General features: G+C 67.6%; 24 protein-coding genes and 4 tRNA genes. 9 read left to right on the top strand and 19 right to left on the bottom strand.

The window, feature by feature from the left end; translation table 11 throughout:
• Window positions 1–3 precede the first annotated feature (3 nt).
• Both QRN16_RS01230 and QRN16_RS01225 read right to left on the bottom strand, forming a co-directional pair.
• Window positions 4–798 carry an MlaE family ABC transporter permease gene (locus QRN16_RS01230; protein WP_027504566.1) on the bottom strand — a complete coding sequence of 265 codons (795 nt, stop codon included), beginning with the start codon at window positions 796–798 and terminating at the stop codon, window positions 4–6.
• A gap of 9 nt (window positions 799–807) precedes the next feature.
• Complete coding sequence (locus QRN16_RS01225) at window positions 808–2,031, bottom strand: ABC transporter ATP-binding protein (RefSeq protein WP_285184350.1); 1,224 nt, start codon at window positions 2,029–2,031, stop codon at window positions 808–810.
• A 455-nt stretch (window positions 2,032–2,486) separates the two neighbouring features.
• Here QRN16_RS01225 and QRN16_RS01220 point away from each other — a divergent pair, with 455 nt between their 5' ends.
• Genes QRN16_RS01220 through QRN16_RS01210 form a run of 3 tightly spaced genes read left to right on the top strand, consistent with a single transcriptional unit; the run spans window position 2,487 to window position 7,461 of the window.
• A complete protein-coding gene (locus QRN16_RS01220) occupies window positions 2,487–4,193 on the top strand; it encodes an MFS transporter (RefSeq protein ID WP_081821122.1) in 1,707 nt (568 codons plus the stop codon).
• The gene (locus tag QRN16_RS01215) at window positions 4,190–5,824 is read left to right on the top strand and encodes an MFS transporter (RefSeq protein ID WP_056441696.1); all 1,635 of its coding nucleotides are present in this window, start codon (window positions 4,190–4,192) and stop codon (window positions 5,822–5,824) included. The genes QRN16_RS01220 and QRN16_RS01215 overlap by 4 nt, the downstream gene beginning before the upstream one ends.
• Window positions 5,821–7,461, top strand: coding sequence for an NAD-dependent epimerase/dehydratase family protein (locus tag QRN16_RS01210; RefSeq protein ID WP_285184349.1), 1,641 nt, complete (start codon window positions 5,821–5,823; stop codon window positions 7,459–7,461). Before QRN16_RS01215 ends, QRN16_RS01210 begins: the two co-directional genes overlap by 4 nt.
• A gap of 6 nt (window positions 7,462–7,467) precedes the next feature.
• Here the strand turns inward: QRN16_RS01210 and QRN16_RS01205 are convergent, their stop codons facing one another.
• Both QRN16_RS01205 and QRN16_RS01200 read right to left on the bottom strand, forming a co-directional pair.
• Window positions 7,468–7,974, bottom strand: a complete 507-nt coding sequence (locus QRN16_RS01205; RefSeq protein WP_027504565.1) for a DUF2505 domain-containing protein — start codon at window positions 7,972–7,974, stop codon at window positions 7,468–7,470.
• A gap of 4 nt (window positions 7,975–7,978) precedes the next feature.
• Window positions 7,979–9,265: an aminotransferase class I/II-fold pyridoxal phosphate-dependent enzyme gene (locus QRN16_RS01200; protein WP_261775725.1), complete on the bottom strand. Its 1,287-nt coding sequence runs from the start codon at window positions 9,263–9,265 to the stop codon at window positions 7,979–7,981.
• Between the two features lie 299 nt (window positions 9,266–9,564).
• Between QRN16_RS01200 and QRN16_RS01195 the strand changes: the two genes are divergently transcribed.
• Window positions 9,565–10,740: an acyl-CoA dehydrogenase family protein gene (locus QRN16_RS01195; protein WP_285184347.1), complete on the top strand. Its 1,176-nt coding sequence runs from the start codon at window positions 9,565–9,567 to the stop codon at window positions 10,738–10,740.
• A gap of 9 nt (window positions 10,741–10,749) precedes the next feature.
• On the opposite strand, the gene QRN16_RS01190 is transcribed toward QRN16_RS01195, so the two are convergent.
• Window positions 10,750–11,349 carry a class F sortase gene (locus QRN16_RS01190; RefSeq protein ID WP_051613091.1) on the bottom strand — a complete coding sequence of 200 codons (600 nt, stop codon included), beginning with the start codon at window positions 11,347–11,349 and terminating at the stop codon, window positions 10,750–10,752.
• Between the two features lie 13 nt (window positions 11,350–11,362).
• Window positions 11,363–12,064 (bottom strand): CHRD domain-containing protein, encoded by a 702-nt coding sequence (locus QRN16_RS01185; protein WP_027504563.1) that lies wholly within the window; start codon window positions 12,062–12,064, stop codon window positions 11,363–11,365.
• Window positions 12,065–12,123: 59 nt separating this feature from the next.
• On the opposite strand from QRN16_RS01185, the gene QRN16_RS01180 reads away from it, so the two are divergent.
• Both QRN16_RS01180 and QRN16_RS01175 read left to right on the top strand, forming a co-directional pair.
• A complete protein-coding gene (locus tag QRN16_RS01180; protein ID WP_285184346.1) occupies window positions 12,124–12,795 on the top strand; it encodes a sigma-70 family RNA polymerase sigma factor in 672 nt (223 codons plus the stop codon).
• Window positions 12,795–13,493 (top strand): hypothetical protein, encoded by a 699-nt coding sequence (locus QRN16_RS01175; protein WP_285184345.1) that lies wholly within the window; start codon window positions 12,795–12,797, stop codon window positions 13,491–13,493. Before QRN16_RS01180 ends, QRN16_RS01175 begins: the two co-directional genes overlap by 1 nt.
• A 79-nt stretch (window positions 13,494–13,572) precedes the next feature.
• Here the strand turns inward: QRN16_RS01175 and rplL are convergent, their stop codons facing one another.
• Together rplL and rplJ are read right to left on the bottom strand one after the other, a co-directional pair.
• A complete protein-coding gene (gene rplL / locus QRN16_RS01170) occupies window positions 13,573–13,959 on the bottom strand; it encodes a 50S ribosomal protein L7/L12 (RefSeq protein WP_027504561.1) in 387 nt (128 codons plus the stop codon).
• A gap of 105 nt (window positions 13,960–14,064) precedes the next feature.
• On the bottom strand, window positions 14,065–14,619 hold the full coding sequence (rplJ, locus tag QRN16_RS01165; RefSeq protein WP_027504560.1) for a 50S ribosomal protein L10: 555 nt from the start codon (window positions 14,617–14,619) through the stop codon (window positions 14,065–14,067).
• A gap of 429 nt (window positions 14,620–15,048) precedes the next feature.
• On the opposite strand from rplJ, the gene QRN16_RS01160 reads away from it, so the two are divergent.
• The 3 genes from QRN16_RS01160 to QRN16_RS01150 all read left to right on the top strand — a co-directional run bounded on the left by QRN16_RS01160 (window position 15,049) and on the right by QRN16_RS01150 (window position 18,292).
• The gene (locus tag QRN16_RS01160; protein ID WP_027504559.1) at window positions 15,049–15,246 is read left to right on the top strand and encodes a hypothetical protein; all 198 of its coding nucleotides are present in this window, start codon (window positions 15,049–15,051) and stop codon (window positions 15,244–15,246) included.
• A 112-nt stretch (window positions 15,247–15,358) separates the two neighbouring features.
• Window positions 15,359–17,332 carry a CocE/NonD family hydrolase gene (locus QRN16_RS01155; RefSeq protein ID WP_285184344.1) on the top strand — a complete coding sequence of 658 codons (1,974 nt, stop codon included), beginning with the start codon at window positions 15,359–15,361 and terminating at the stop codon, window positions 17,330–17,332.
• Between the two features lie 114 nt (window positions 17,333–17,446).
• Window positions 17,447–18,292, top strand: coding sequence for an alpha/beta fold hydrolase (locus tag QRN16_RS01150; RefSeq protein WP_051613162.1), 846 nt, complete (start codon window positions 17,447–17,449; stop codon window positions 18,290–18,292).
• Between the two features lie 60 nt (window positions 18,293–18,352).
• On the opposite strand, the gene rplA is transcribed toward QRN16_RS01150, so the two are convergent.
• The 11 genes from rplA to QRN16_RS01095 all read right to left on the bottom strand — a co-directional run bounded on the left by rplA (window position 18,353) and on the right by QRN16_RS01095 (window position 23,197).
• Complete coding sequence (gene rplA, locus QRN16_RS01145; RefSeq protein ID WP_027504557.1) at window positions 18,353–19,072, bottom strand: 50S ribosomal protein L1; 720 nt, start codon at window positions 19,070–19,072, stop codon at window positions 18,353–18,355.
• 86 nt (window positions 19,073–19,158) lie between these two features.
• A complete protein-coding gene (gene rplK, locus QRN16_RS01140) occupies window positions 19,159–19,593 on the bottom strand; it encodes a 50S ribosomal protein L11 (RefSeq protein WP_027504556.1) in 435 nt (144 codons plus the stop codon).
• Window positions 19,594–19,670: 77 nt separating this feature from the next.
• Window positions 19,671–20,516, bottom strand: coding sequence for a transcription termination/antitermination protein NusG (gene nusG, locus QRN16_RS01135; protein WP_056442340.1), 846 nt, complete (start codon window positions 20,514–20,516; stop codon window positions 19,671–19,673).
• A 70-nt stretch (window positions 20,517–20,586) separates the two neighbouring features.
• On the bottom strand, window positions 20,587–21,045 hold the full coding sequence (gene secE / locus QRN16_RS01130; protein ID WP_285184342.1) for a preprotein translocase subunit SecE: 459 nt from the start codon (window positions 21,043–21,045) through the stop codon (window positions 20,587–20,589).
• A gap of 80 nt (window positions 21,046–21,125) precedes the next feature.
• Window positions 21,126–21,201, bottom strand: a tRNA-Trp gene (locus tag QRN16_RS01125).
• A gap of 132 nt (window positions 21,202–21,333) precedes the next feature.
• Complete coding sequence (gene hadB, locus QRN16_RS01120) at window positions 21,334–21,762, bottom strand: (3R)-hydroxyacyl-ACP dehydratase subunit HadB (protein ID WP_027504553.1); 429 nt, start codon at window positions 21,760–21,762, stop codon at window positions 21,334–21,336.
• Window positions 21,752–22,306 carry a (3R)-hydroxyacyl-ACP dehydratase subunit HadA gene (gene hadA / locus QRN16_RS01115; protein WP_051613161.1) on the bottom strand — a complete coding sequence of 185 codons (555 nt, stop codon included), beginning with the start codon at window positions 22,304–22,306 and terminating at the stop codon, window positions 21,752–21,754. The genes hadB and hadA overlap by 11 nt, the downstream gene beginning before the upstream one ends.
• A gap of 190 nt (window positions 22,307–22,496) precedes the next feature.
• Window positions 22,497–22,664, bottom strand: a complete 168-nt coding sequence (gene rpmG, locus QRN16_RS01110) for a 50S ribosomal protein L33 (protein WP_027504552.1) — start codon at window positions 22,662–22,664, stop codon at window positions 22,497–22,499.
• A gap of 98 nt (window positions 22,665–22,762) precedes the next feature.
• Window positions 22,763–22,835 (bottom strand) — tRNA-Met (locus tag QRN16_RS01105).
• Between the two features lie 35 nt (window positions 22,836–22,870).
• Window positions 22,871–22,943 (bottom strand) — tRNA-Thr (locus QRN16_RS01100).
• Window positions 22,944–23,114: 171 nt separating this feature from the next.
• Window positions 23,115–23,197: transfer RNA gene (locus tag QRN16_RS01095), tRNA-Tyr, on the bottom strand.
• Between the last annotated feature and the right edge of the window lie 58 nt (window positions 23,198–23,255).

The following is a 23,255-nucleotide window of genomic DNA, read 5'->3' as shown; positions in this document are numbered from 1 at the left end:
CGCTCACCCTCCCTTCGCAGGGACGACCTGCAGGTAGACCAACGTCATGATCAGGTTGGCGAAGAACAGGATCAGGAACGTGATGACGACGGTCTGGTTCACCGCTTCACCCACGCCCTTCGGACCGGGATTGGGATGCAGCCCCTTGTAGGACGCGATGACGCCGGCGATGAGACCGAACACGACGGCCTTGAGCTCACCGACCCACAGGTCGGGCAGCTGCGCCAACGTGGAGAACGACGCCAGGTACGCGCCGGGCGTTCCGTCCTGCAGGATCACGTTGAAGAAGTAACCACCGGCGATGCCGATGACCGACACCAGGCCGTTGAGCAGCAGCGCGACGAGAATCATCGCGAGCACGCGGGGAACGACCAGGCGCTGCACCGGATCGATGCCGAGCACCCGCATGGCGTCGATCTCCTCGCGGATGGTGCGTGAACCGAGGTCGGCCGTCACGGCCGATCCCGCCGCACCCGCGATGAGCAACGCCACCACGATGGGACTGCCCTGCTGGACCACCGCCAGCACGCTGGCGGCACCGGTGAAGGACTCGGCGCCGAGCTGCTTGATCAGCGACCCGGTCTGCAGGGAGACCACCGCGCCGAACGGAATGGCGACCAGCGCGGTCGGAAGAATGGTGACGCTGGCGATGAACCAGGCCTGTTCGATGAATTCGCGGAATTGGAAGGGGCGCCGGAAGGTGTTGCGCGCGACATCGACCAGAAGTTCGACGATGTTTCCTGCCTGGGCCAGCGCTGCAGTGCCCGACTTGAGAATCGGGTTCTTCGTTTTAGCCATTGTTTTCGGTCAGCCCCGCGAGCCACTGGAAGGAAAACCGTCGTTCCGGTCCTGGCCGGGCTCACTCCACCCCTGGTTGCTGTAGCCCTGATTCTGGTCGTACGTCTCACCCTGGTCGTAGCTCTGGCCCTGGTCGTAGCTCTGGTTGCCGTAGGCCGGCTGCTGGTCGTGGCCCGACTGCTGACCGTACGACTCCTGGTAGCCCTGCTGAGCACCCGCGTACGCCGGCTCCGCCTGACGGCCGTCCTGGCCGTCCGCCTCGTCGAGGCTCTGCTGGATGGCGTGCTGTGCGTGCTCGGGCAGCGTGTGCATGATGCTGCGCACCCGGTCGCGACGACGATCCACGGCCTGACGACGCGGCATGCCGGGCGTGGGATCCATCTGCGGCATGATGCCCTCCACGTCCTCGACACCGCCGAGGTTGTGGCCGGCATCGGAGAGGGCCTGCTCCTGGCGCATCTGCGCCTCGTCCTTCTCCTCGCTCATGCCGATCGGCCCGATCATCGTGCCGTTCAGGAACTGCTTCACGGCGGGCTCGTCGGAGGTGAGCAGCACCTCGCGCGGACCGAACATGACGAGGTTCTTGCGGAACAGCATGCCGATGTTGTCCGGCACCGTGCGCGCGAGATTGATGTTGTGCGTGACGATCAGCATCGTCGCGTCGATCTGGGCGTTGATGTTGAGCAGCAGCTGGCTGATGTAGGTGGTGCGTACCGGGTCGAGGCCCGAGTCGGGCTCGTCCACCAGGATGATCTCGGGGTCGAGGACGAGCGCACGCGCCAGACCGGCACGCTTGCGCATACCGCCCGAGATCTCGCCGGGGAGCTTGTTCTCGGCACCGGTCAGACCGACCAGCTCGAGCTTCTCCATGACGATGCTGCGGATCTCGTCCTCCTTCTTCTTCGTGTGCTCACGAAGCGGGAAGGCGGTGTTGTCGTACAGGTTCATGGAGCCGAAGAGGGCGCCGTCCTGGAAGAGCACGCCGAACAACTTGCGGATCTCGTAGAGCTCCTTGGACGAGCACTCCATGATGTCCGTGCCGTCGACGACGATCGAACCCTCCTCCGGTCGGAGAAGGCCGATGAGCGACTTGAGGAAGACGGACTTACCGGTACCGGACGGCCCCAGGAGAGCACTGACCTCACCCTTCGGGAGCGTCAACGTGACGTCCTGCCAGATCTTCTGCACACCGAACGACTTGGTCAATCCCTCGACCGAAACCTCGACACCCATGTGGATCCCTCCCACTGCTCGTCGCACACGACGCGAACGCGTCGACACCTGTGTGCGTCGCGTCACTCTAACCCAGCCGAGTGGTCGCAACGACCACGGACCTTACCGCCCAGTAACACGTCCCCCGACCTGGCCGCAGTCTCCGGATAGAAGTGTGACCCATGAACGCCCGATTCACGAGGGAACGGAGCCGACAAGGCCGAAATTGGTGGCGGCGGTGCACGCGCGGGCGGCCCGGGCTCACGCCGCGTGGCGCGGGACGGGCGCTCCCACCTGCAGCGTCGTACGGCGTCACCGGCTCGCTGACGCAACTCTGTGACGTCACACCGACTTCTCCCGCGCTCCCGCCGTTAGCGTCGACAGTGCCGTCGTGACACCTAGCGTTGCGCTCGCGCACGACACTCGCCGCGCTGCATCCGCGGGCGGGGTCCGGGGGGAATACGGGGGATCACGCCATGGGCAGCAGCTCGAAGGACGACACGGGCACGCCCGGGTCGAGGGGGCACTCGACGTTCGGTGTCCGCACCGAGATCGGTCGGCGTCGCCAACTCGCGGCCTTCGGCGTCATCTGCATCGCCGAACTCCTCATCGTCCTCGACATGACCATCATCAACGTGGCGCTGCCGTCCATCGGCATCGAGTTGGCGACGGGCATCTCGGGCCTGCAGTGGGTCGTCGACGCGTACACCCTCACCTTCTCCGGCCTGCTCCTGGCGTTCGGCAACCTCGGTGACCGGTACGGGCGCAAGCTGTTCCTCGTCGTCGGCCTCACGGGCCTGGGCACCGCGTCGGTGATCGGTGCGCTCGGCGACTCCCTCGCCCACGTCCTGACCTCACGCTCGGTCATGGGCGTCTTCGCCGCGATGGTCCTGCCCGCCACCCTGGCCGTCATCACCAACCTGTTCCCGAAGCCGCAGGAGCGTGCTCTCGCCATCGGCGTGTGGTCGTCCATCGCCGGCGTGGCCGTCGCGATCGGACCGGTGTCGGGCGGCTGGCTGCTCGAACACTTCTCCTGGCACTCGGTGTTCTGGATGAACGTCCCCGTCGCCCTCGTCGCCGTCGTGCTCGTGGTGCTGATCGTCCCCGAGTCGAAAGCCTCGGCGGTGGGCCCGCTCGACGTGCCCGGCGTGATCCTGTCGATCGCCGGCGTCACCCTGCTGGTGTTCGTGGTCATCGAGGCACCGAACTTCGGCTGGACGTCGTGGCGGACGATCGGCGGTCTCGTGCTCGCCGCGGTGTTCCTCGTGCTGTTCGTCCAGCGGGAGCGACGCATCTCGTCCCCCGTGCTCGACGTGTCGCTCTTCCGCATCCGTCCGTTCGCGTGGCCGGCCGTGTCGATCGCGGTGGGATTCTTCAGTCTCTTCGGCTTCCTGTTCCTCATCACCCAGTACTTCCAGGGAGTGCGCGAGTACTCACCTCTCGCATTCGGCATCGCGACACTGCCCTTCGCCGCCGCGCTGGCCGTCAGCTCCCCGGTGTCGACGATCGTCGCGCAGAAGATCGGCACGATGCCGGTTCTCGTGACCGGGCTCGTCCTCATCGGCGCGGGACTGCTCGTCGCGGGCCGCGTCGAGATCGACAGCTCCTACCTGACGCTCGTCCTGCCCGCGATGCTGTTGCTCGCGGTGGGCATCGCGATCATCCAGGGCCCCGCGACGGAATCCATCATGTCCTCGCTCCCCCTCGACGAGGCCGGAGCCGGTGCCGCAGTGAACGACACCACCCGCGAGATCGGCGGCACTCTCGGTGTCGCGGTACTCGGGTCGATCGTCGCCTCCTACTACGTGTCGACGGTGCGGCCGCTCGTCGAACGGATCCCCACCGCCATCATGAGCGAGACCGAGAAGGGCTACGCGCAGTCCAGCGTGCTCAGTGTCATCGAGATCCAGAAGCGAGACCTGCCCGCGATGTTCGAACCGCAACGCGCACAGTTGATCCTGGAGATGAAGGAAGCCGCTCTGCGCGGATCGTCCATCGCCGCGTACGTGGCGGCCGGAGCCGTGTTCGTCTGTGCCGCACTGGTCTTCTTCTTCTTCCCCGCCTCGTACCGCACCACGGGCATGCTGGCACCGCAGACCTCGGACGAGCGCGCGGTGGACCGTCTCGCCGCAACGAAGGACGTCGGCTCCGCACCGGGCGGCGGCCCGGACTCGCCGTCATGACCGGCCGACACGCCGCGCCGCCGCCGCGGTCGTCGTCCCACCTCCTCTCGTCACCGCGGCGGATGATCGCCTTCCTCGTCATCTGTCTCGTCGAGCTGCTGGTCGTGCTCGACAACACCGTCGTCAACGTCGCTCTGCCCGACATCTCCACCGACCTCCGCGCCGGCTTCACGGGGCTGCAGTGGATCGTCGACGCGTACATCCTCACGTTCTGCGGTCTGCTGCTGGCGTTCGGCAACATCACCGACCGCATCGGGCGGCGCCGCATGCTGCTGATCGGCGTCGTGGGTCTCGCCGCGATGTCGGTGGTGGGCGCGGTGGCCGACGACCTGCCGCAACTGATCGCCTCGCGCGCACTGATGGGGGTCTTCGCCGCCGCCGCGCTGCCCGCGACTCTGGCGGTGATCATCGACCTGTTCCGTACTCCCGCGGACCGCGCCGTGGCCATCGGGGTGTGGGCCTCGATCGCCGGTGTCGCCATCGCGATCGGACCGGTCTCGGGCGGGTGGCTCATCGAACACTTCACCTGGCACTCCGTGTTCTGGCTGAACGTGCCGGTCGCCGTCGTCGCGGTGATCGGCATCGTCGCCGTGGTGCCCGAATCACGCGCTGCGGCCACCGGTCCGCTCGATCTGCCGGGTGTCGCCCTGTCCTTCTCGGGGGTCTCGCTCCTGGTGTACGCACTCATCGAAGCGCCGGGTCACGGTTGGGTGACCGTGCCCACGCTCGGCGGGATCGCGGTGTCCCTGGTTCTGTTGTCCGCCTTCGTCGTACGCCAGTCGCGCGTGTCCAGCCCGATCCTCGACGTGCGCCTGTTCCGGTTGCGACCCTTCGCGATGCCGGCGCTCGCGATCTCGGTCGCCTACTTCTCGCTCTTCGGGTACGTCTTCCTCATCACCCAGTACTTCCAGGGCGTCCGCGGCTACTCGCCGCTCGAGTTCGGTGTCGCCACACTGCCGTTCGCGGTGGCCCTCGCGGTGAGCGCACCGACCGCGACCTCGCTGGCACAGCGGATCGGCACCATGCCGGTGATCGTCGCGGGCCTGCTGTTGGTGGGCATCGGCATGATCATGGCGGGTCAGGTCGGCATCGACAGCTCGTACGTCGGGCTGTTGCTGCCCACGATGATCGTGCTCGCAGTCGGCATCGCCGTGATCCAGGGTCCCGCGACCGAGTCCATCATGTCCTCCGTGCCCATCGACGAGGCCGGCGCCGGCTCGGCCGTGAACGACACGACGCGGGAACTCGGCGGCACTCTCGGTGTCGCGGTGCTCGGATCCGTGACCGCGTCGTACTACAACACCACCGTCGGCCCACTCGTCGCGACCATTCCGTCGGAAATCCTCTCGGACCGCGACCGGGAGTACGTGAACGGCAGCTTCCTCAGCGTGCAGCAGATCCAGCAGTACCCGCTCCCCGAGATGTTCTCCGCGGTGCGCGACAACCTCGTCCTGTCCATGAAGGAAGCCGCGATGGCCGGGTCCGAGGTGGCGTCCTACCTCGCCGCCGCGGCCGTCTTCGCCTGCGCCGTCGTCGTCGCGGTCCTGCTTCCCCGCCACCACCGCACCACAGGAGTCGTCATGACGGACCCACAGGACACCACCCGACAGTTCAGCTCGGACGAACGGTGAGCGGCCTGACCGTCGCCGTCACCGGTGCGACGAGCGATTTCGGTGCTGTCATTCTCCCTGTGCTGCTGGATGATCCGGAGATCGACCGGGTCATCGGGCTGGGTCGCCGGGCACCGCGCGTGCGGCACCCGAAACTCCGCTCGATCTCGATGGACATCCGCTCCCCCGAACTCGAGACTGCCTTCGCCGGCTGTGACGTGGTGATCCACCTGGCTTTCGTCGTGGAGGAGCAGCGCGACAAGGCCGCGATCCACGAGACCAATCTGGAGGGCTCGCGCAACGCCGTCGAGTGCGCGCACCGGGCCGGTGTGCGGTCGATGGTCATCGCCTCGAGTGTCAGCGCGTACGGACGCGAGGACCTTCCGGTGCCCGTCACCGAGGAGGAGTTCCCGACGTCGGATCCGTTGCGCTACTACTTCTTCGACAAGGCAGAGGTGGAACACTTCGTCGAGTGGTGGCTGCGCCGGCACGAGGGCGGCATGACCATCTCGATGCTGCGCCCCACCTACATCGTGGGCACCCACTTCTCGAACGACGGCATCGACACCCTCACGCAGTCCGTGGTGGCCTTCCCCGATCCGGCGCAGTCCCGCTACCAGTTCCTGCACGAGGACGACCTGGCCGACGCCTTCCACCGGGCCGTCCGGACACCCGTGAACGGCCCCTTCAACCTGGGTCCGCGCGACTGGCTCGGGGTGCGCGAACTCGGTGCGATGCAGGGCCAGTTGGTGCTGCCGATCCCGCTTCGAGTCCTGCGCACCGTGGTCGATCTCGCGTACGCGCTCCGCATCCTGCCGTTCTCCAGCCACTGGATCTCCTCGGGCGAGGCGGCCGTCGACTCGACGGCCTTCGAACGCGCCACCGGGTGGACCCCGACGATGTCGTCCGCCGAGGCCGCGGCCGTCATGGTGTTGCTCAACGGGCGCCCCATCCTGTCGACCCGCCACGCGCCGGTCCGTCATCACGTGTGCGAGGCGGCCCTGGACGGCGCCACTCGCCGCGTACGGACGTGGGGCGACGTGGACCCGGACATGAAGCCCTTCAGCGCCGAGCTCGATCGCGCGGTCTCCTCGTGCGAGCACCGCCAGATCCGCACGTCGACGGGCTCGGTGCACGCCGAGATCCACGAGGGGACCGACACCTCGGCCCCGACGGTCGTTCTCGCGCTGCCCCGCGGCTCCCATGCGCGGTACGCCACCGGTCTGGCACGGACACTGGCCGATCACGGCCCGCGGGTGGTGCTGCTCGACGCCCCCGGCCACGGTCTCGGTACCGGCATCCGGGGGCGCGCCGGACGCCGGGCACGAGCCGAGGCGATCGACGCTGCGGCCGGTGAGTTCGCGGGGACCGACGTTCTTCTCGTGCGGGTTCCGCGCACCAGGACCCGACGGACGGCCGCGGCCCTCCGCCGGGGAGACGACACGTTGACGGCGGTGCCGGGCACGGACGGTCTGCTCGCCGCACGGAACGGACCGCGCCTGCCCCGACGTCTGCGAGGAGTCGAACATCAGGCAGCGCAGCCGGTCTCGGGTTCCTACCGGACCGTGTCGGTGCCGCGCGGAACCACCGTCACGTCCGGCCGTGGTCAGCGCCAGGTGCTGGAGGCGATCCTGCGCGCACTCCCGCGCCGCAGATGAGAGGGCTCAGGTCCGGAGGGCGAGCCACGACTGGGTGAACTCGCGCTCGGCAGAGAAACTCTTGTCGATCTCGCCGACCATGATCTTCTCGACCACCGGACCCATCACCGGGATCGACGCGTCGACCGTACCGACGAAGTGGAGCACGCACTGCTGCGCTCCGGTCGCGAGAAGTTCGAGTTCCCCGTCGATCACCACGGGCATCCGGGCGACCCGCAGGGTGTAGTGGCCCTGCGCGGACCCGTCCTCGCGCACCGACTGCCACGACTCGGTGCACCGTGCCGACATCGACGCTCCGGCGAAGCGCTGCAACGCCTTCGGTAGTGCCGCGGCCTCGAGGTCCTGGTCGACCACCGAGGTGGTCAGGCCCTCCTCGACGCGATGCTCCACCACTCGACTGCCGCCACCGATCTCGGCGATCCGGTCCTGCCAGTATCTCTCGTCGGTGAGGGTCGCGTGCAGCACCGCGGCGGCACAGTCGTACGTCGTGCGCTGGTCGACCTGTGTCACCACCGGGTCAGACCGATGCCGGCGCCGGCGCGGCGAGCGCTGCCCCCACCTCGGCCGACGCCGCCTCGGACGTGGACGAGTTCTCGCCGAGGAACAGGCCCATCTGCTCCACCACGTAGTCGAGCTGGGTGGTGGTGTGATCGGGCTGGACGCACAGACGCAGGAGTGCACCGTCGCGGGCCACCGCCGGGAACATGGCGGCGGATGCGAAGATGCCCGCGTCCCACAGCTTCCGCCACGTGTTGACGGTGCGCAGGTCGTCACGGACGTTCACGGGGACGATGGGCGAGACCATGTCCGTACCGTCCGGGAGAGGGCTCGGCGCGTGCACGTCGACACCGGCCGCCACGAGCCCGTCGTGCAGGTAGCGCGCGTTCGCGAGTGTGCGGGTGGCGCGCTCGGCTCCCTCCTCGGTCTGCATGAGCTGCACGGAGGCGAGCGCCGCGCCGAGGGCAGCAGGCACGCCCGCGGTGGTGAACAGGAACGTGCGCGCATGCACGCGCATGGCGTCCACGATGTCCTTCGAGCCGGCCACGAAACCACCCGAGGACCCGAGTCCCTTGGAGAGGCAGCCCATCCGGGCGTCGATGTCGTCCTCGATACCGAACAGCTCGGCGGCACCGGTGCGCTTCGCGCCCATGACCGCGACGCTGTGCGCCTCGTCGACGAACAGTGCCGCGTCGTACTTCTCGCAGACCGCGGCGATCTCGTCGAGCGGGGCCAGGTCGCCGTGCATCGAGTAGAGGCCGTCCACCACCACCATGACGACGCCGGTGGAACGGGAGAGCTTCTCCTCCAACAGGTCCACCCGGTTGTGACGGAAGGCGCGGATGGTGGCACGTGAGAGGCGGCAGGCATCGTAGATGGACGCGTGCGCGGCCGAGTCGACGATGATGGTGTCACCGACACCGCACAGCGCGCTGATACCGCCCAGGTTCGCCTGGTAGCCGGTCGTGAAGACCAGCGCCTGCTCGGTCCCGTGCCAGTCGGCGAGTGCTTCCTCGAGTTCCGTGTGCAGCGAGATGGTGCCGTTGAGCAACCGGCTGCCCGTGACCGTTGCGCCGTATTTGTCCAGTGCCGCAGCGGCTCCCGCGCGCACCAGCGGGTGGTCGGCGAGGCCGAGGTAATTGTTGGAACCGAGCATGATGACGCTGCGGTCCTCCACGTCGACGACCGGCGCGTTGACCGATTTCATGACGCGGAAGAACGGGTTCTGGTCGTGCTTCGTCAGCACACGATGGGCCCAGATCCTCTTGTCGTGGCGGATTCGGTCGAGCATTCTCTGCGAGCTCATGTTCGCTCCAAGATTGGGGGATCGGTACGTGACGCGAGTGCGCTCGCCGGTCCGGGAGACCCGTGCGACGGGAGACGCCTGTGATTCGAGCCTACGGTCAGCACAGGCGGCCCGAGGGTGCCGCGACCTGTGAGTAGTTGCCAACGAACACGACTGCACTTGTGTCATGCAACAGCAGTTGAGACGGGCGCCATCGAGGCCGTCGCCGACCCCGAATACTGCGGTATCGAGTGACGTGCTGGCACGTGTCCCACACCCGTCCCAGCCACGGTCACCCTTCTTCGACGAAAGGCCGGTACGTGTCCGTTCTCGCTGACAGAGCAGCTCTCGCGTCCGACGGGACCGCGCAGCCGTCGCGGCTCATGTCCACCGAACGCGCCACGCTCCGTCGCTTGCTGCCCGCCCTCGCCACCTACCTCGAGGCCACGCCGCTGTCCGTGCTCGAGGCGCCCGGCAGCGACGCCATCGCGACGTTCCGCGACGCGGGCGGGTGCGGACTCATCGCACCCACCTCGCTCGGCGGACTCGGCGCGACCGCCGTCGAGGCACTGCGCGTCCACCGGGCCATCGGCGCGGCCTCCCCGTCGCTCGCCGCCGCCGTCACGATGCACCACCTGTCGATCGCCACGATCATCGAGATCGCCATGGCGGGTCCCGAGGAGGAGCTGCCGCTCGTCGCCGGCCTCATCGAACAGAGGTCGATCATCGCGTCCGGCTTCGCGGAGGGCGTGGGCAGCACGCTGGTGCCGTCCGTGGACGCCTACTACGACGACGGCGACTACGTCGTCAACGGCAGCAAGAAGCCGTGCAGTCTGTCGGCCTCGATGGACTTCCTCGCCGCCAGCGTCGCGACACGCGAGAAGAAGGGCGGCAAGACACGCAAGGCGGTCGCCCTCATCCCCGCGTCGATGCCCGGTGTCTCGGTGCGTCCGTTCTGGACGACGCCCGTTCTCGCGGGTGCGGAGAGCGAGGAGGTCGTCCTCGAGGACGTGCGCGTGCCGGTGTCGCTGACCATGGTCGGCGCGCTGGACGATCCGGAGGGCATGCACGAGCTCACCGGGTTCCTGTGGTTCGGCATCCTCGCCTCCGCCGGGTACATCGGCGCGGCCACCGCGCTCGTGGAGCGTCTCGTGGGACACCCGAAGGTCAGCGACAGCGTCTACACCTCGGCGGCCGCCGAACTCGAAGCGGCGATCGCGGGCCTCGAGGCCGTCGCCGCAGCGATGGACTCGGGTGAGCGCGGCGCCGACATCTCGGCTCGACTGTTGTTCTGCCGCATTGCGCTTCGAGGCGCACTACGGCGCGCGGTCGATGCCGCCGTGACAGCACTGGGCGGCATCGCGTTCATCACCGACCCGGACATCGCGTACCTGCAGTCCGTCGTGTCGGCGTTCGCGTTCCACCCGCCGTCGATCCGCGAGACCGAGTCGTCCCTGGCGGCCTACCACCGCGGCGAGAACTTCTCCCTCGCCTGAGGTGTCGCATCACCCCACGCGGGTGCCGAAGACGACGAGGTTGTTCTCGTAGGACCCCGCGTCGTCGTCGAACACTCCGGCACACGTGATCAGTCGGATCTCGTCGCGCGGGACGGCGCCGAACACGCGCGCCGTCGGGAACTCGGATTTCGCGTAGTCGCCGATGTCCGTCACCCGGTACCTGGCCTCGATGCCCTCTGTCGTGGTGACCGTGACGTCGTCTCCCACCACGAGGTCGCGGAGTCGGAAGAATACGGAGGGACCCGTGGTCGAGTCGACGTGACCGGCCAGCACCGTGGGTCCGACCTGATCGGCCGCACCGGGACGCCCGGGCCGCCCGCCGCCGGTGAACCAGCCGACGTCGTCGTGGTCCTCGGGAACCGCCATGGTGTTGTCCGGGTTCAGACCCAGCTCGATCAACGGTTCGTCCAGACCCATCTCGGGTGCCGACACCCGCGCCGGGACGAGAGGTCCCGTCTCGGACACGGTCGCGGCAGCAGGAGACGTGACGGACACCGCTGTCTCGGTGGGCGGTACGGCCGGTGGTCGCGCGCAGGCGACCACCAGCCCCACCAGGAGGAACGCACTCGCGCGCGTCGACCATCTCATCCGCGTCGGTCGATCAGGAGTTCCGCCGACGGGCGACGCCCAGCCCGACGAGGGCCGCCACGCCCAGAACGGCGGCACCGGCACCCGCGACGGTCGCGGTCGAACTGTCGGTGACGGATCCACCGGCGCCCGTCTCCACACCGCCGACGGGAATCGGGGTCAGCTGTCCGCGCACCGCGCCGGCGGCGAAGGCGGTGGTGTGACTGTCCGCGGCGAACCCGGCGGCGTTCGCCTCGATGGCCGCGAGGTCGAAGTTCGTTCCGGTGTCGGCACCGTTCGCCATCACGCCGGTCGTGAACGGCCCCTGCAGGCAGCCGCTGCTGGTGCGAGGTCCGTCGCCGACCGGGGACGGGTTCGGGAACGCGATGCGCGGCGGGCCCGCGGCACCCACTGCTGCCTGATGAATGTGCGTCGCCGTCTTCGCCGGCGACATGTAGTCGCCGGTGACGCCCTCGAGGGTGATGTCGTAGCAGATGATGTTCTCGTCCGAGTTGATGCGGAACGTGAACGTTCCGGTCGCGCCGGGCTCACCCGGCGTCGCGACGCCGTCCGCGTTCAGGACCTGGTCCGGAGTCGCCATGGCCGTGAAGGCACTGGTGAACGACGACGGTTCGCCGACCGGCGTCTCTGCTGCCGCGGGAGCAGCGGTGAGCGCGAGGAACGCCGCAGCGCCTCCCGCAACGATGATCGTTCCTCGTGCAGTGCGTGTCGTCATGGTGGTCGTACCTTCCGATCGGGATGCGCGGACGTCCTTCGAGAGGGGATACGTCCGGAATGACCGAAACGTTCACCACGGTCGAACGTCGTCGCACTTCTCGACGTACACCCACCATGGAGGTCGGAGCGGCGTCGACGGTGAGTAGGGTTCGTCCTGCACGGGCACCGGCGGGGTACACCCCTCCCCCGACATCGAGGGGGCAGACGCTGGCGATCTTCCGGTCGCGCGAGAGCGGGACGTTCGATCTCACGGCCGCCTACGACGCCCACGCGTCGTCGCTGCTGGGTTTCGCCGTGAACGTGTTGCACGATCGTGTCGCCGCCGAGGACTGCGTGCAGGAGACCTTCGTACGTGCGTGGCGAGCGCGGGACAGGTTCGACGAGTCCCGGGGTGGAACTCGGACCTGGCTCTTCGCCATCGCACGCAACGTCGTCGCGGATGCTCTGCGGTCGCGAGGCCGTACTCCGCTGGTCGCGTCCTCCCCCGTCGCGGAAAGCGACGCCGTGGAACCCGATCGAAGCGATCACGTCCTGACCCGGATGCGGGTAGTGGAGGGTCTGGCCACCCTGTCCCCCGAACATCGACAGGTGGTGGTGGCCATCCACCTGACCGGCCTGTCCTACGCGGAGCTGTCGGCCGGCACCGGCGTCGCGATCGGCACCCTGCGCACCCGCGCGTACTACGCACTGCGCGCCCTGCGCGTTCACTTCGACGGTCAGGAGACCTGATGACTCCGGGACATCCGCGACGAGAGGAGTTGATCGCGGCTGCGGTGGCCGGCGACCTGACCGACGCCGAGCGGCGCGAGCTTCGCATTCTGGAGGCCGAGGACACCTCGGTCGCCGACGAGATCCGTGAGATGCGCGAGACGGTCGCGTCGCTGGGGTCGGCAGCGGGACTGACCTGGGTCGATGCGCAACCCGGTGACCTGCTCCGACGACGAGTCGTCCGGCACTCGGGGCGCGTCCGGCGCACGACGGCCGCGGCGGCCGCCGCCGGAATCGCGGTGGGCGTCGCGGCGGTGCTCGGTGTGCAGATGGTCGGCACCCAAGGCGACGCGACACCCGCCGACAGCGCGATCGCAGCGCCCGAAGTCGAGGGACCACCGGGCGAGCTGGGCGCGTTCGAGGCGATCGACTTCACGGAGACGGCGCCCGACGTGAGCGTCGACGGTGGTCTCGTCGCCCACACCTGGGGAACGGAGACCGTCCTGGAGATGCAGGGCGTCCCGCAGAACGCGGCCTTCGAGGTGGTGTTGGTGGACCGCACCGGCGCGGATCGTTCCTCGGGCAGCTTCCTCGGCAGCTCCGTGACCATCGACTGCCGCATGAACGCCGCGGTGCTGCGTCCCGACGTCGCGGAGATCGAGATCCGGGCCGCGAGCGGAGACCTTCTCGCCCGCGCCGCACTGCCCACCGTGGGCTGATCTGGCGCACCGTCCCGAGAAACGAAAAAAGCGGCCGCACCCCGAGGGGTACGGCCGCTTCTCGCGCTGTGGGGCTAGATCACTTGATGGAGATCTTCGCGCCGGCAGCTTCGAGCTTCTCCTTGGCGGCGTCGGCCGAAGCCTTGTCCACCTTCTCCAGGATGGCCTTCGGAGCGCTCTCGACGAGGTCCTTGGCTTCCTTCAGGCCCAGGCCGGAGACGACCTCACGGACGACCTTGATGACCTGGATCTTCTTGTCGCCGGCGCCCTCGAGGACGACGTCGAACTCGTCCTGCTCCTCAGCGGCCTCGGCGGGAGCAGCTGCTCCGCCTGCGGCAGCAACGGCGACGGGGGCAGCTGCGGTGACCTCGAAGGTCTCCTCGAATGCCTTCACGAACTCGGAGAGCTCGAGGAGGGTGAGCTCCTTGAACTGGTCGAGCAATTCTTCGGTGCTGAGCTTCGCCATGGTGGCGGTCCTCTCTGTAAGTCCTTGTCGCCGATCCGGGGACAGGAGATTGCGTGCAGGCCGGAGGCCGGCCGCACGGGGTGGTGTGCAGTCCTTGCGGATCAGCTAGTCGGCAGCTGCGGCTTCCGGCGCCGAAGCGCCCTCTTCTGCAGCCTTCTTCTCCTGCAGCGCAGCCGCGAGACGCGCGACCTGCGAGGCGGGAGCGTTGAACAGGCCTGCGGCCTTTGCCAGGTTGCCCTTCATCGCGCCGGCGAGCTTGGCCAGCAGGACCTCGCGGGATTCGAGATCCGCGATCCTGTTGACCTCGTCCACGGACAGCGCGCGGCCGTCCATGTAGCCGCCCTTGATGACGAGCGCCTTGTTGTCCTTGGCGAACTGCTTGATCGCCTTGGCAGCGTCGACCGGCTCACCATCGATGAATGCGATGGCGGTCGGACCGACGAACAAGTCGTCGAGGCCTTCGATGCCCGCATCAGCTGCGGCACGCTTGACCAGGGTGTTCTTGGCGACGGAGTACGTAGCTCCGGTACCGAGGGCCCGACGGAGCTCCGTCAGACGGGTGACCGACAAGCCACGGTATTCCGTGACGACGGCCGCCGTGGCGCCCTTGAACTGCTCGGAGATCTCCGCGACCGCGGATACCTTCTCAGCCTTTGCCATACTTCGCCTCCTCTCGTTGCGTCGAGTCGGCCCGGCCCGAACAAGCAGAAACGCCCCGGTGCAGGGCACACGGGGCGTCGGAATGCGGGCGGCGCGACTCGGAGAGAGTCAGCAACACGTATCCCTGGTCCTCGTCCTCCTGCGTGGGTCGCCGGCTCGGCCGGACCTTCAATCGCCATCTCCGACGAGGCGAACCTCTTCGGAGACCACGATGACCAACGGTCTTGGGTGGAACAGATCAGGTGAACATCGCACGATCGCAGATCACGACCGCACGGTGTCCGGAGAGAAGAGTACCCCGGGGCCGCCGGAGACACCAAAAGGGCTACGCCCCTGTGCGCCTTGTGCGCATCCCCGGGTACGCAAAAGGCGCACGGGGGCGGAGCCCCCTCGGTTTGAGAGGTGCTCTCCCGAGGGAACACGGTGCTCATGGCCAATTATCGCGTACTCGACCCCACCGGATCCGTCGTCGCCACCAAGGAGATCCCCAACTCCACCGACGCCCACACCTGGTTCAAGGAGAGCAAGTCCGACGACGCCGAGCTCGGCTGGCGCCTCGAAGTGGAGCACGACGGCGAGTGGGCCTTCTTCAGCGACAGCGAGGGAACCCCCGAGGGCGGCAAGTAGCAGCGCACTCACCTGGTGACATCGAACGACGACGTGCCCTGGTCGTTGTCGAAGGGCCGGGAATGGCGTGTTGTGTACCGCGTGTCACAGCAATGAGGTTGACTCGACGTTCATGACGACGACATCGGCCCATGCACTGGTGCAACCCGAGCACGTCGTCTCGCCCTTCCACCGTGATCCCACCGGCGGCGCCGACGGCCGAGCATGGGCAGAACTCGTGGAGTCCGCTCCCGAGTTCCCCCGTGTGCACATCGACCGCGGCGCCGCCGTCACGATGACGGACGGAGCCGTTCTCCGCGCCATCGTCGTGTCCCCTGCTGACGCGAGTGGACGATCGGTCTCCTCCCGCTTCCCCGTCGTCCTCAACATCACCCCGTACAACTCGGTCCTGCTCGACTCGATCGACGCACTCCTCGCCGCACCCGTGCTGGGGCCGGCGCTGCGTCGCGTGTCCCGCTCCGTCGACCTCTCGGGAACCCCGTTCGACGGCATCTCCGAGATCACCCGCGTCGTCGCGGGCGGTGCGGCGGATCTGCTCACCGTGAACCGCCATCTCGTCCGCAGCGGCTACGTGCAGGTCATCATCGACGCGCGCGGCACCGGTTCCTCGTCCGGCGTGTGGGACACCCTCGGCCCGCGTGAACAACTCGACACCCTGGAGATCCTCGAGTGGATCCGGGCGTCGCCGTGGTGCGACGGGCGCGTCGGCATGGCCGGCATCTCCTACTCCGCCATCAACTCCCTGCAGGCCGCCGCCGCGGGCAGCGCGGGACCGGACGCCGTGTTCGCCGTCGAGGGATCCGAGGACATCGTCCGCGAGATCTTCGCCACCGGCGGCGCACCGTCGCTCTTCATCCCCCTGTGGCTCACCGCCGTGAACACCCTCAAATGGGTTCCGGCAGTACAGATCCTGCGACGCGGCGGAGTCGGCTGGCTCGCGGATCGCGTACGGTCCCCCGCCACGAACATCAGCAATCTGGTGAACGGGTTCCTCACCGGTTCGGACCCGCGCATCTACGACGACCCGTCCTTCGACACCATCGATCCCACCATCGAGGACATCGCGGTCCCCACGTTCCTCTACGGCTGCTGGCACGACATCTTCGGCGGCGCGGCACCCGACATGTACAACCGACTCACCGTCGAACGCGGGCGCAAGCAACTTCTGGTGGGCGACGGGTACCACGGCAACCCCGGGATCGGCTTCGGTGAACCCGGGTTCCCGCCGCGACTCGACGTGCTCGAACGCGCCTGGTTCGACAAGTGGCTGCGCGGCATCGACAACGGTATCGACCGCTACGGACCGGTCACGCTGCGTCAGCAGGGCGGCGGGTGGGAAGCGCACGGCCGATTCCCCGCGCCCGCCGCCGTGGCTCGGCGCCTCTACCTGAGCGCCGACTCGTCCGGTACCGCGTCGCACAGTCGGCACGACGGGTCCCTGCACTTCGAGGCGCCGACCGACACGGCCCGTCTGACGGTGAAGCCCGGGTTCCGCACCGTCGTCTCCCGCGACACCACGCAGGTGCTGGCCGGTGTTCCGGCCGTTCTCGGCGGCGGCTTCACCTACGACAACCGCTTCGCGGAGGGTGACGCGCTCACGTTCACGACGCCTCCCGTCATGACCACCGTCGTCTACTCGGGCCCCGCCAACGTCCACGTCCGCACCGTCGCGCGCGCCCGCGAGTCGATGTGGGCCGTGATGCTGTGCGACGTCGCTCCAGACGGCACTCCCACCGTGCTCACCAACGGTGCGCTGCTGGCGTCGCGCCGCGCGATCGACGACGAGGAGAGCATCCGCACCGAGTCGGGTGACTACCTGGTGGCCCACCACCCGCTCACGCGCGAGTCACTGCTCCCCGTGGTCCCCGGCGAACCGATCGTCCTCGACATCGAACTACTCTCGACCGAGGCGGTCCTGCACCCCGGACACCGCCTGCGACTCGACATCTTCGCGGCCGACGCGCCTCGATTCGTGCCGATCCTGCCCGATCGCCTCCGCACCCGATGGCGAGCGCAGGACGTCGACCTCGACCCGACGGACCCCAGTTTCATCACGTTGCCGCTGCTCGGTGAGCCCGGCTGGTAAGGAGATCCACGTATGACAGGCACACCCGAGACCGGCCGTTCCGAGACCGAGGTCGAGGTCGAGGTCCGTACCGGCACCGCGTCGGTCGGCGCGGTCGACATCGCCTACGAGGACATGGGCGACATCGAGAACCCGCCGATCCTGCTCGTCATGGGACTGGGCTGCCAGCTGCTCACGTGGTCGATGCCGTTCTGCCGCAAGCTGATCAACGCCGGCTATCGCGTGATCCGCTTCGACAACCGAGACATCGGACTCTCGGGCAAGCTCGACGGGCAGCGCGTCACGGGGAACATCCTGCTGCGACTGGTCCGCCACGAACTCGGGCAGTCGAGCTCGGTTCCGTACACGGTGGTGGACATGGCCGAGGACACCGTCGGCCTGCTCGACCACCTGGGCATCGAGTCGGCCCACATCGTCGGCGCCTCGATGGGCGGCATGATCACGCAGGTGGTCGCGGGGTCGCACCCGGAGCGCATCCGCTCGGTCTCCATCCTCTTCTCCAGCACCAACGAGGCGTTCCTGCCGCCGCCGGACGTCCGCGCGCTCGCGCCGCTGCTCAAGCCGCCGCCCAAGAACGCGACGCGCGAGCAGATCATCGAACACCAGGCGACCACGTTCCAGACGATCGGCAGCAAGCAGTTCCCCACCACGCGGGACGAACGTGTCGCCGACGCGACCGAGGCGTACGACCGCGGCTACTACCCGGCCGGCATCGTCCGTCAGCTCGCGGCGATCACCGGAACCGGGAGCCTCGCGAAGTACACGAAGCGGATCACGGCGCCGACGGTCGTCATCCACGGCACGGCGGATCCCCTCGTGCGTCCCGCCGGCGGGAAGGCCATCGCGCGCCACGTGGTCGGATCCGAGCTGGTGCTCGTCGACGGCATGGCGCACGACATCCCGAACGCCCTGGTGGACCGCGTGGTCGACACGATTCTCACGAACGTCGCCAAGGCCTGAGAACGCGACGAAGGCCGGCACCCTCACGGGGTGCCGGCCTTCTTCGGTGCTGCGAGTGACTCAGGCGGTCGCGTCGTCCTCGAGGAGGTTCCGAGTACGGTTCGGGTCCACCGGGATGCCCGGTCCGGTGGTGGTCGAGACCGTGATCTTCTTGACGTAACGGCCCTTGGCCGACGACGGCTTCGCACGCAGGATCTCGTCCAGGGCTGCGCCGTAGTTCTCCACCAGCTTGGCGTCGTCGAACGACGCCTTGCCGATGACGAAGTGCAGGTTGGCCTGCTTGTCGACGCGGAAGTTGATCTTGCCGCCCTTGATGTCGCCGACGGCCTTGGTCACGTCGTTGGTGACCGTGCCCGTCTTCGGGTTCGGCATCAGGCCACGCGGTCCGAGAACGCGGGCGATGCGGCCGACCTTGGCCATCTGGTCAGGGGTGGCGATCGCTGCGTCGAACTCCAGCCATCCGCCCTGGATCCGCTCGATCAGGTCCTCTGCGCCGACCTCGTCCGCGCCGGCGGCGACGGCCTCGTCGGCCTTCGCGCCTGCGGCGAAGACGATGACGCGGGCGGTCTTACCGGTGCCGTGGGGCAGGTTGACGGTGCCGCGCACCATCTGGTCCGCCTTGCGGGGATCGACGCCGAGACGCATCGCGACCTCGACGGTCGGATCGAACTTGCTCGACGCGGTGTCCTTGGCCAGCTTCGCCGCCGAGAGCGGCGAGTAGAGCTGGTCCTGATCGATCTTCGCTGCTGCGGCCTCGTAGGCCTTGCTGCGCTTTGCCATGATGATGTCCGTTCGTTGTTCGGAGCGTGGTTGACGAGCCTGGCCGGCTCTCCCACGTGATGCTGTGGAGCTGGTGAGCCGGTGGCTCAGCCTTCGACCGTGATACCCATCGAGCGAGCAGTGCCGGCGATGATCTTCGCGGCCTGGTCGATGTCGTTGGCGTTCAGATCCTCGGCCTTGGTCTTGGCGATCTCGCGCACCTGGTCCATGGTCACCGTGGCGACCTTGGTCTTGTGCGGCTCGCCCGAACCCTTGGCGACGCCGGCTGCCTTGAGCAGCAGCTTGGCGGCAGGCGGGGTCTTCAGCTTGAAGTCGAAGGTCCGGTCCTCGTAGACCGAGATCTCCACCGGCACGACGTTGCCACGCTGCGACTCGGTCGCGGCGTTGTACGCCTTGCAGAACTCCATGATGTTGACGCCGTGCTGACCGAGGGCGGGGCCCACGGGCGGTGCCGGGTTGGCCTGACCGGCCTGGATCTGAAGCTTGATGATCCCGGCTAGCTTCTTCTTCTTGGGGGGCATCTGTGATTCCTAGGTTGTTGCGTGGTTCTCGGATGTCTTGCGGTACTGCCTGCAAGTTGTGGGGGGTTCTGAGCGCCCTAGATCTTCGCGACCTGGGTGAAGCCCAGCTCGACCGGAGTCTCGCGGCCGAAGATGGACACCAGCACCTTGAGCTTCTGCTGCTCGGCGTTGACCTCGCTGATGCTGGCGGGAAGCGTGGCGAAGGGGCCGTCCATGACGGTGACGGACTCGCCGACCTCGAAGTCGACCTCGATGGTCGGCTTCGACGACGTCTCGCCCGCACCCTCGGCACCGGTGGTGGCGCCCGCGGTGGCCTTCTTCTTGTCCTCCTGCGGCATGAGGAACTTGACGACCTCGTTGATGGTCAACGGGGACGGGCGCGACGTGGCGCCGACGAAGCCGGTGACACCGGGAGTGTTGCGGACAGCACCCCAGGACTCGTCGTTCAGTTCCATGCGCACCAGGATGTAGCCCGGCAACACCTTGCGGTTGACCTGCTTGCGCTGGCCGTTCTTGATCTCGGTGACCTCCTCGGTGGGAACTTCCACCTGGAAGATGTAGTCACCGACGTCGAGGTTCTGGACGCGGGTCTCGAGGTTGGTCTTCACCTTGTTCTCGTATCCGGCGTACGAGTGGATGACGTACCAGTCGCCGGGGGCGCGCCGCAGCGCAGCCTTCATCTCGGCGACGGGGTCGACCGGCTCCGCGTCGATGGGAGCGTCGTCGGCGACGACGGCGTCCGCATCGGCGTCGACGGTCTCCGACTCGTCGGTGTCACCGGTGGCGGCAGCGACGTCGGCCGCGATGGCCTCGTCGGTCTCGCGGTCCTGTGCGGCCTGCTCCGCTTCGAGGCCCTGCTTGGTCGCCTCGACCTGAGCGTCGTAGGCGGCCACTTCGGTGGCGTCGTTATGGGGCGTGCTCACGAAAGGCACTCGCTTCCTGTAATCGTTCCGGTCGTACTCGGGGTGGTCGTGCGGACCTGCGTGTCCGGCGTCAGCCGAACAGCCACTGCACTCCCCTGATGAACGCCAGGTCCAGCCCACTGATGTAGGCCACCATGAACGTCACGAACACCAACACCACAGCGGTGTAGGTGACCATCTGCTTGCGGTTGGGCCAGATGACCTTGCGCAGCTCGGCGACGACCTCGCGCAGAAACTTGCGGAGCCGCTTGAAGATGTTCATCTTCGGCGTCGCTTCGGCGCGGGTGCGGCCCTCGACACGAGAGGCGGTGGCGACGGACTTGCCGGCGGTGGTCCTGGCACCATCCTTGATCAGCGACGGAGCATCGTCCGCGGACCGGGTCCGGCGGGCTGCGCGCTTGCCGGAGGGCCGGCTCGACCCGGCGGCATCGTGGGCGGCAGCAGCATCGTCGGCGACGACAGCATCGTCCGCACCGAGATCCTCGGAACCGTCGGAGCTGCTGTCGCGCGCGCCGCGCTGATCGCTCACGTCGTTCCTCTCGGTCGTCGGCAGGGTGTCTGCACTCGAATGCTCTGCATGACCACTGTCCGAAGCACCGCTTTCGAACGTGGCAGGGGCGACAGGACTTGAACCTGCAACCTACGGTTTTGGAGACCGTTGCTCTACCAATTGAGCTACGCCCCTTCGGCCGGATCGAAATCCGGTCGTACCGGCGACGGACAGCGCACAGCGCTGTACGACCCCGGAGATCTCAGTGTACTGCACTCACGGACGCCCCCGAAATCGCTGACTCGAGTCGGCGATCGGAGAGCCGGATCACGCGAGCTGGACGGTCGCGACGGCGCGACCGAAGATCTTCTTGCCCTCGTATTTCGCGGTGATGGCGACGACGGCCTTGCGGGTGTCCGCGTCGACCGACTTGATGCGACCCGTGAAGTCGACCTTGGCCGGCTCGGTCTCCTTGACCAGCACGGGGCTGGTGAAGCGCACGTTGTACTCGGTGATGGCGCCCGGATCACCCGACCAGTCGGTGACGAAACCGGCGCCGAGTCCCATGGTGAGCATGCCGTGGGCGACGACGTCCGAGAGTCCGGCGAGCGTGCGCGCGACCGGATCACTCCAGTGGATCGGGTTCGGGTCGCCGGAGACGCCCGAGTAGTTCACGAGGTCACCGCGGGTGAGCTCGTAGGTGCGCTCGGGAAGGTCGTCGCCGACGGTGACCTGGTCGAACTGCTTACGAGTCATGTTTCATGACACCTTTCGCCATCTCCAGCGCGTCCTGATCGGAACCGCCGCCGGTCTTCGCCACGAGTGTCGTCCAGGACGTCATGACGTCCTCGCCGGCCTCGTCCGTGACCATGTTCTTCGTGATGATGATGTCGCTTCCACCCATCTGGCGGAAGGACTCCAGGCTCACGTCGACGGTCAGGCGGTCCCCCGCCACGATCGGACGGTGGAACTCGAGACGCTGATCCGCCTGCATGATCTGCGACAGGTCGTACCCGGTGATGACCTCGTCGAACATGGCCTTCTGCGCGATTATGCCGACGACCGAGATGAAGGTGGCCGGTGCGACGAGATGCTCGTACCCGAGCTCGGCCGCGGCGTCCTCCGAGGAGTGCGCGGGATGATCGTTCTGCACGGCCCGTGAGTACTCGCGCACCTTCTCGCGCCCGATCTCGTAGAAGTCGGGCATGCGGTAGTGGTGCCCGACCATGCTGGCGGTGTGCACCGCCGGGTCGACGGCAGGCGTGTCGCCCCGGTCGGTTGCGGTTGCGGTGACTGTCACGTCGTCGACTCCCCCGAGAATGATGTGGAACTCACCACGGGACACCCGAGCGTGGGACGAGAGACAGTCCGGACGGCTCTGTCGGGCGAGTTCGAGACGGACGGCGCCGAGCCGACTGGGTCACCGGCACCTGGACACACGTCAGCGCTGCCACGGCGACTGTGCCGGGGCAGCGCTGCTGTGCGAATGATCAGCGAGATTCGCGGTGCGCGCGATGAGTTCCGCAGTTCGGGCAGAACTTCTTGATCTCGAGGCGATCGGGATCGTTGCGGCGATTCTTCTTGGTGATGTAGTTACGGTGCTTGCACACCTCGCACGCCAAGGTGATCTTGGGCCGAACGTCAGTGGAGGAGGCCACGTCGATGCCTGCTTTCGGGTAGAGCGCGATACGGGTGCTGCGTCGGTCATGAATACCGGACCCCACTGCGCGCAGCAGCGGCGGAGTCCTCTGTCGAGTAGCGATGGCCGGACTTGAACCGGCGACACAACGATTATGAGTCGTTTGCTCTACCGACTGAGCTACACCGCCTCGGTGCCGGACGCCGGCCGGCGCTCGGTCCCGCGAGCCCCCTAACGGAATCGAACCGTTGACCTTTTCCTTACCATGGAAACGCTCTACCGACTGAGCTAAGGGGGCAGGATCGGCGCACACGAGGTGCACGTCGAAGCCTTCGAAGACATTACACAGGGGTCAGACCGCTCGCCAAATTGCCTGGTGAACGAGTTGCACGCGGCGTTTCGCGTGCCGCCTGCCCCCACCCCGACGACGAGACCCCGGCGAGGATTCTCGCCGGGGTCTCGTCGGGTGTGGCAGATGTAGGATTCGAACCTACGTAGGCATAAGCCGACGGATTTACAGTCCGCTCCCATTGGCCGCTCGGGCAATCTGCCGGGATGCTCCATGGCGCCGGACACTCGTCGAGTGACCGCTCCAGGTGCGATACGCAGA

This window comes from Rhodococcus sp. MEB041 (assembly GCF_030208955.1).
In the GTDB taxonomy this organism is placed as follows: Bacteria; Actinomycetota; Actinomycetes; order Mycobacteriales; family Mycobacteriaceae; genus Rhodococcoides.
This window is presented reverse-complemented; position numbering and strand designations above follow the sequence as displayed.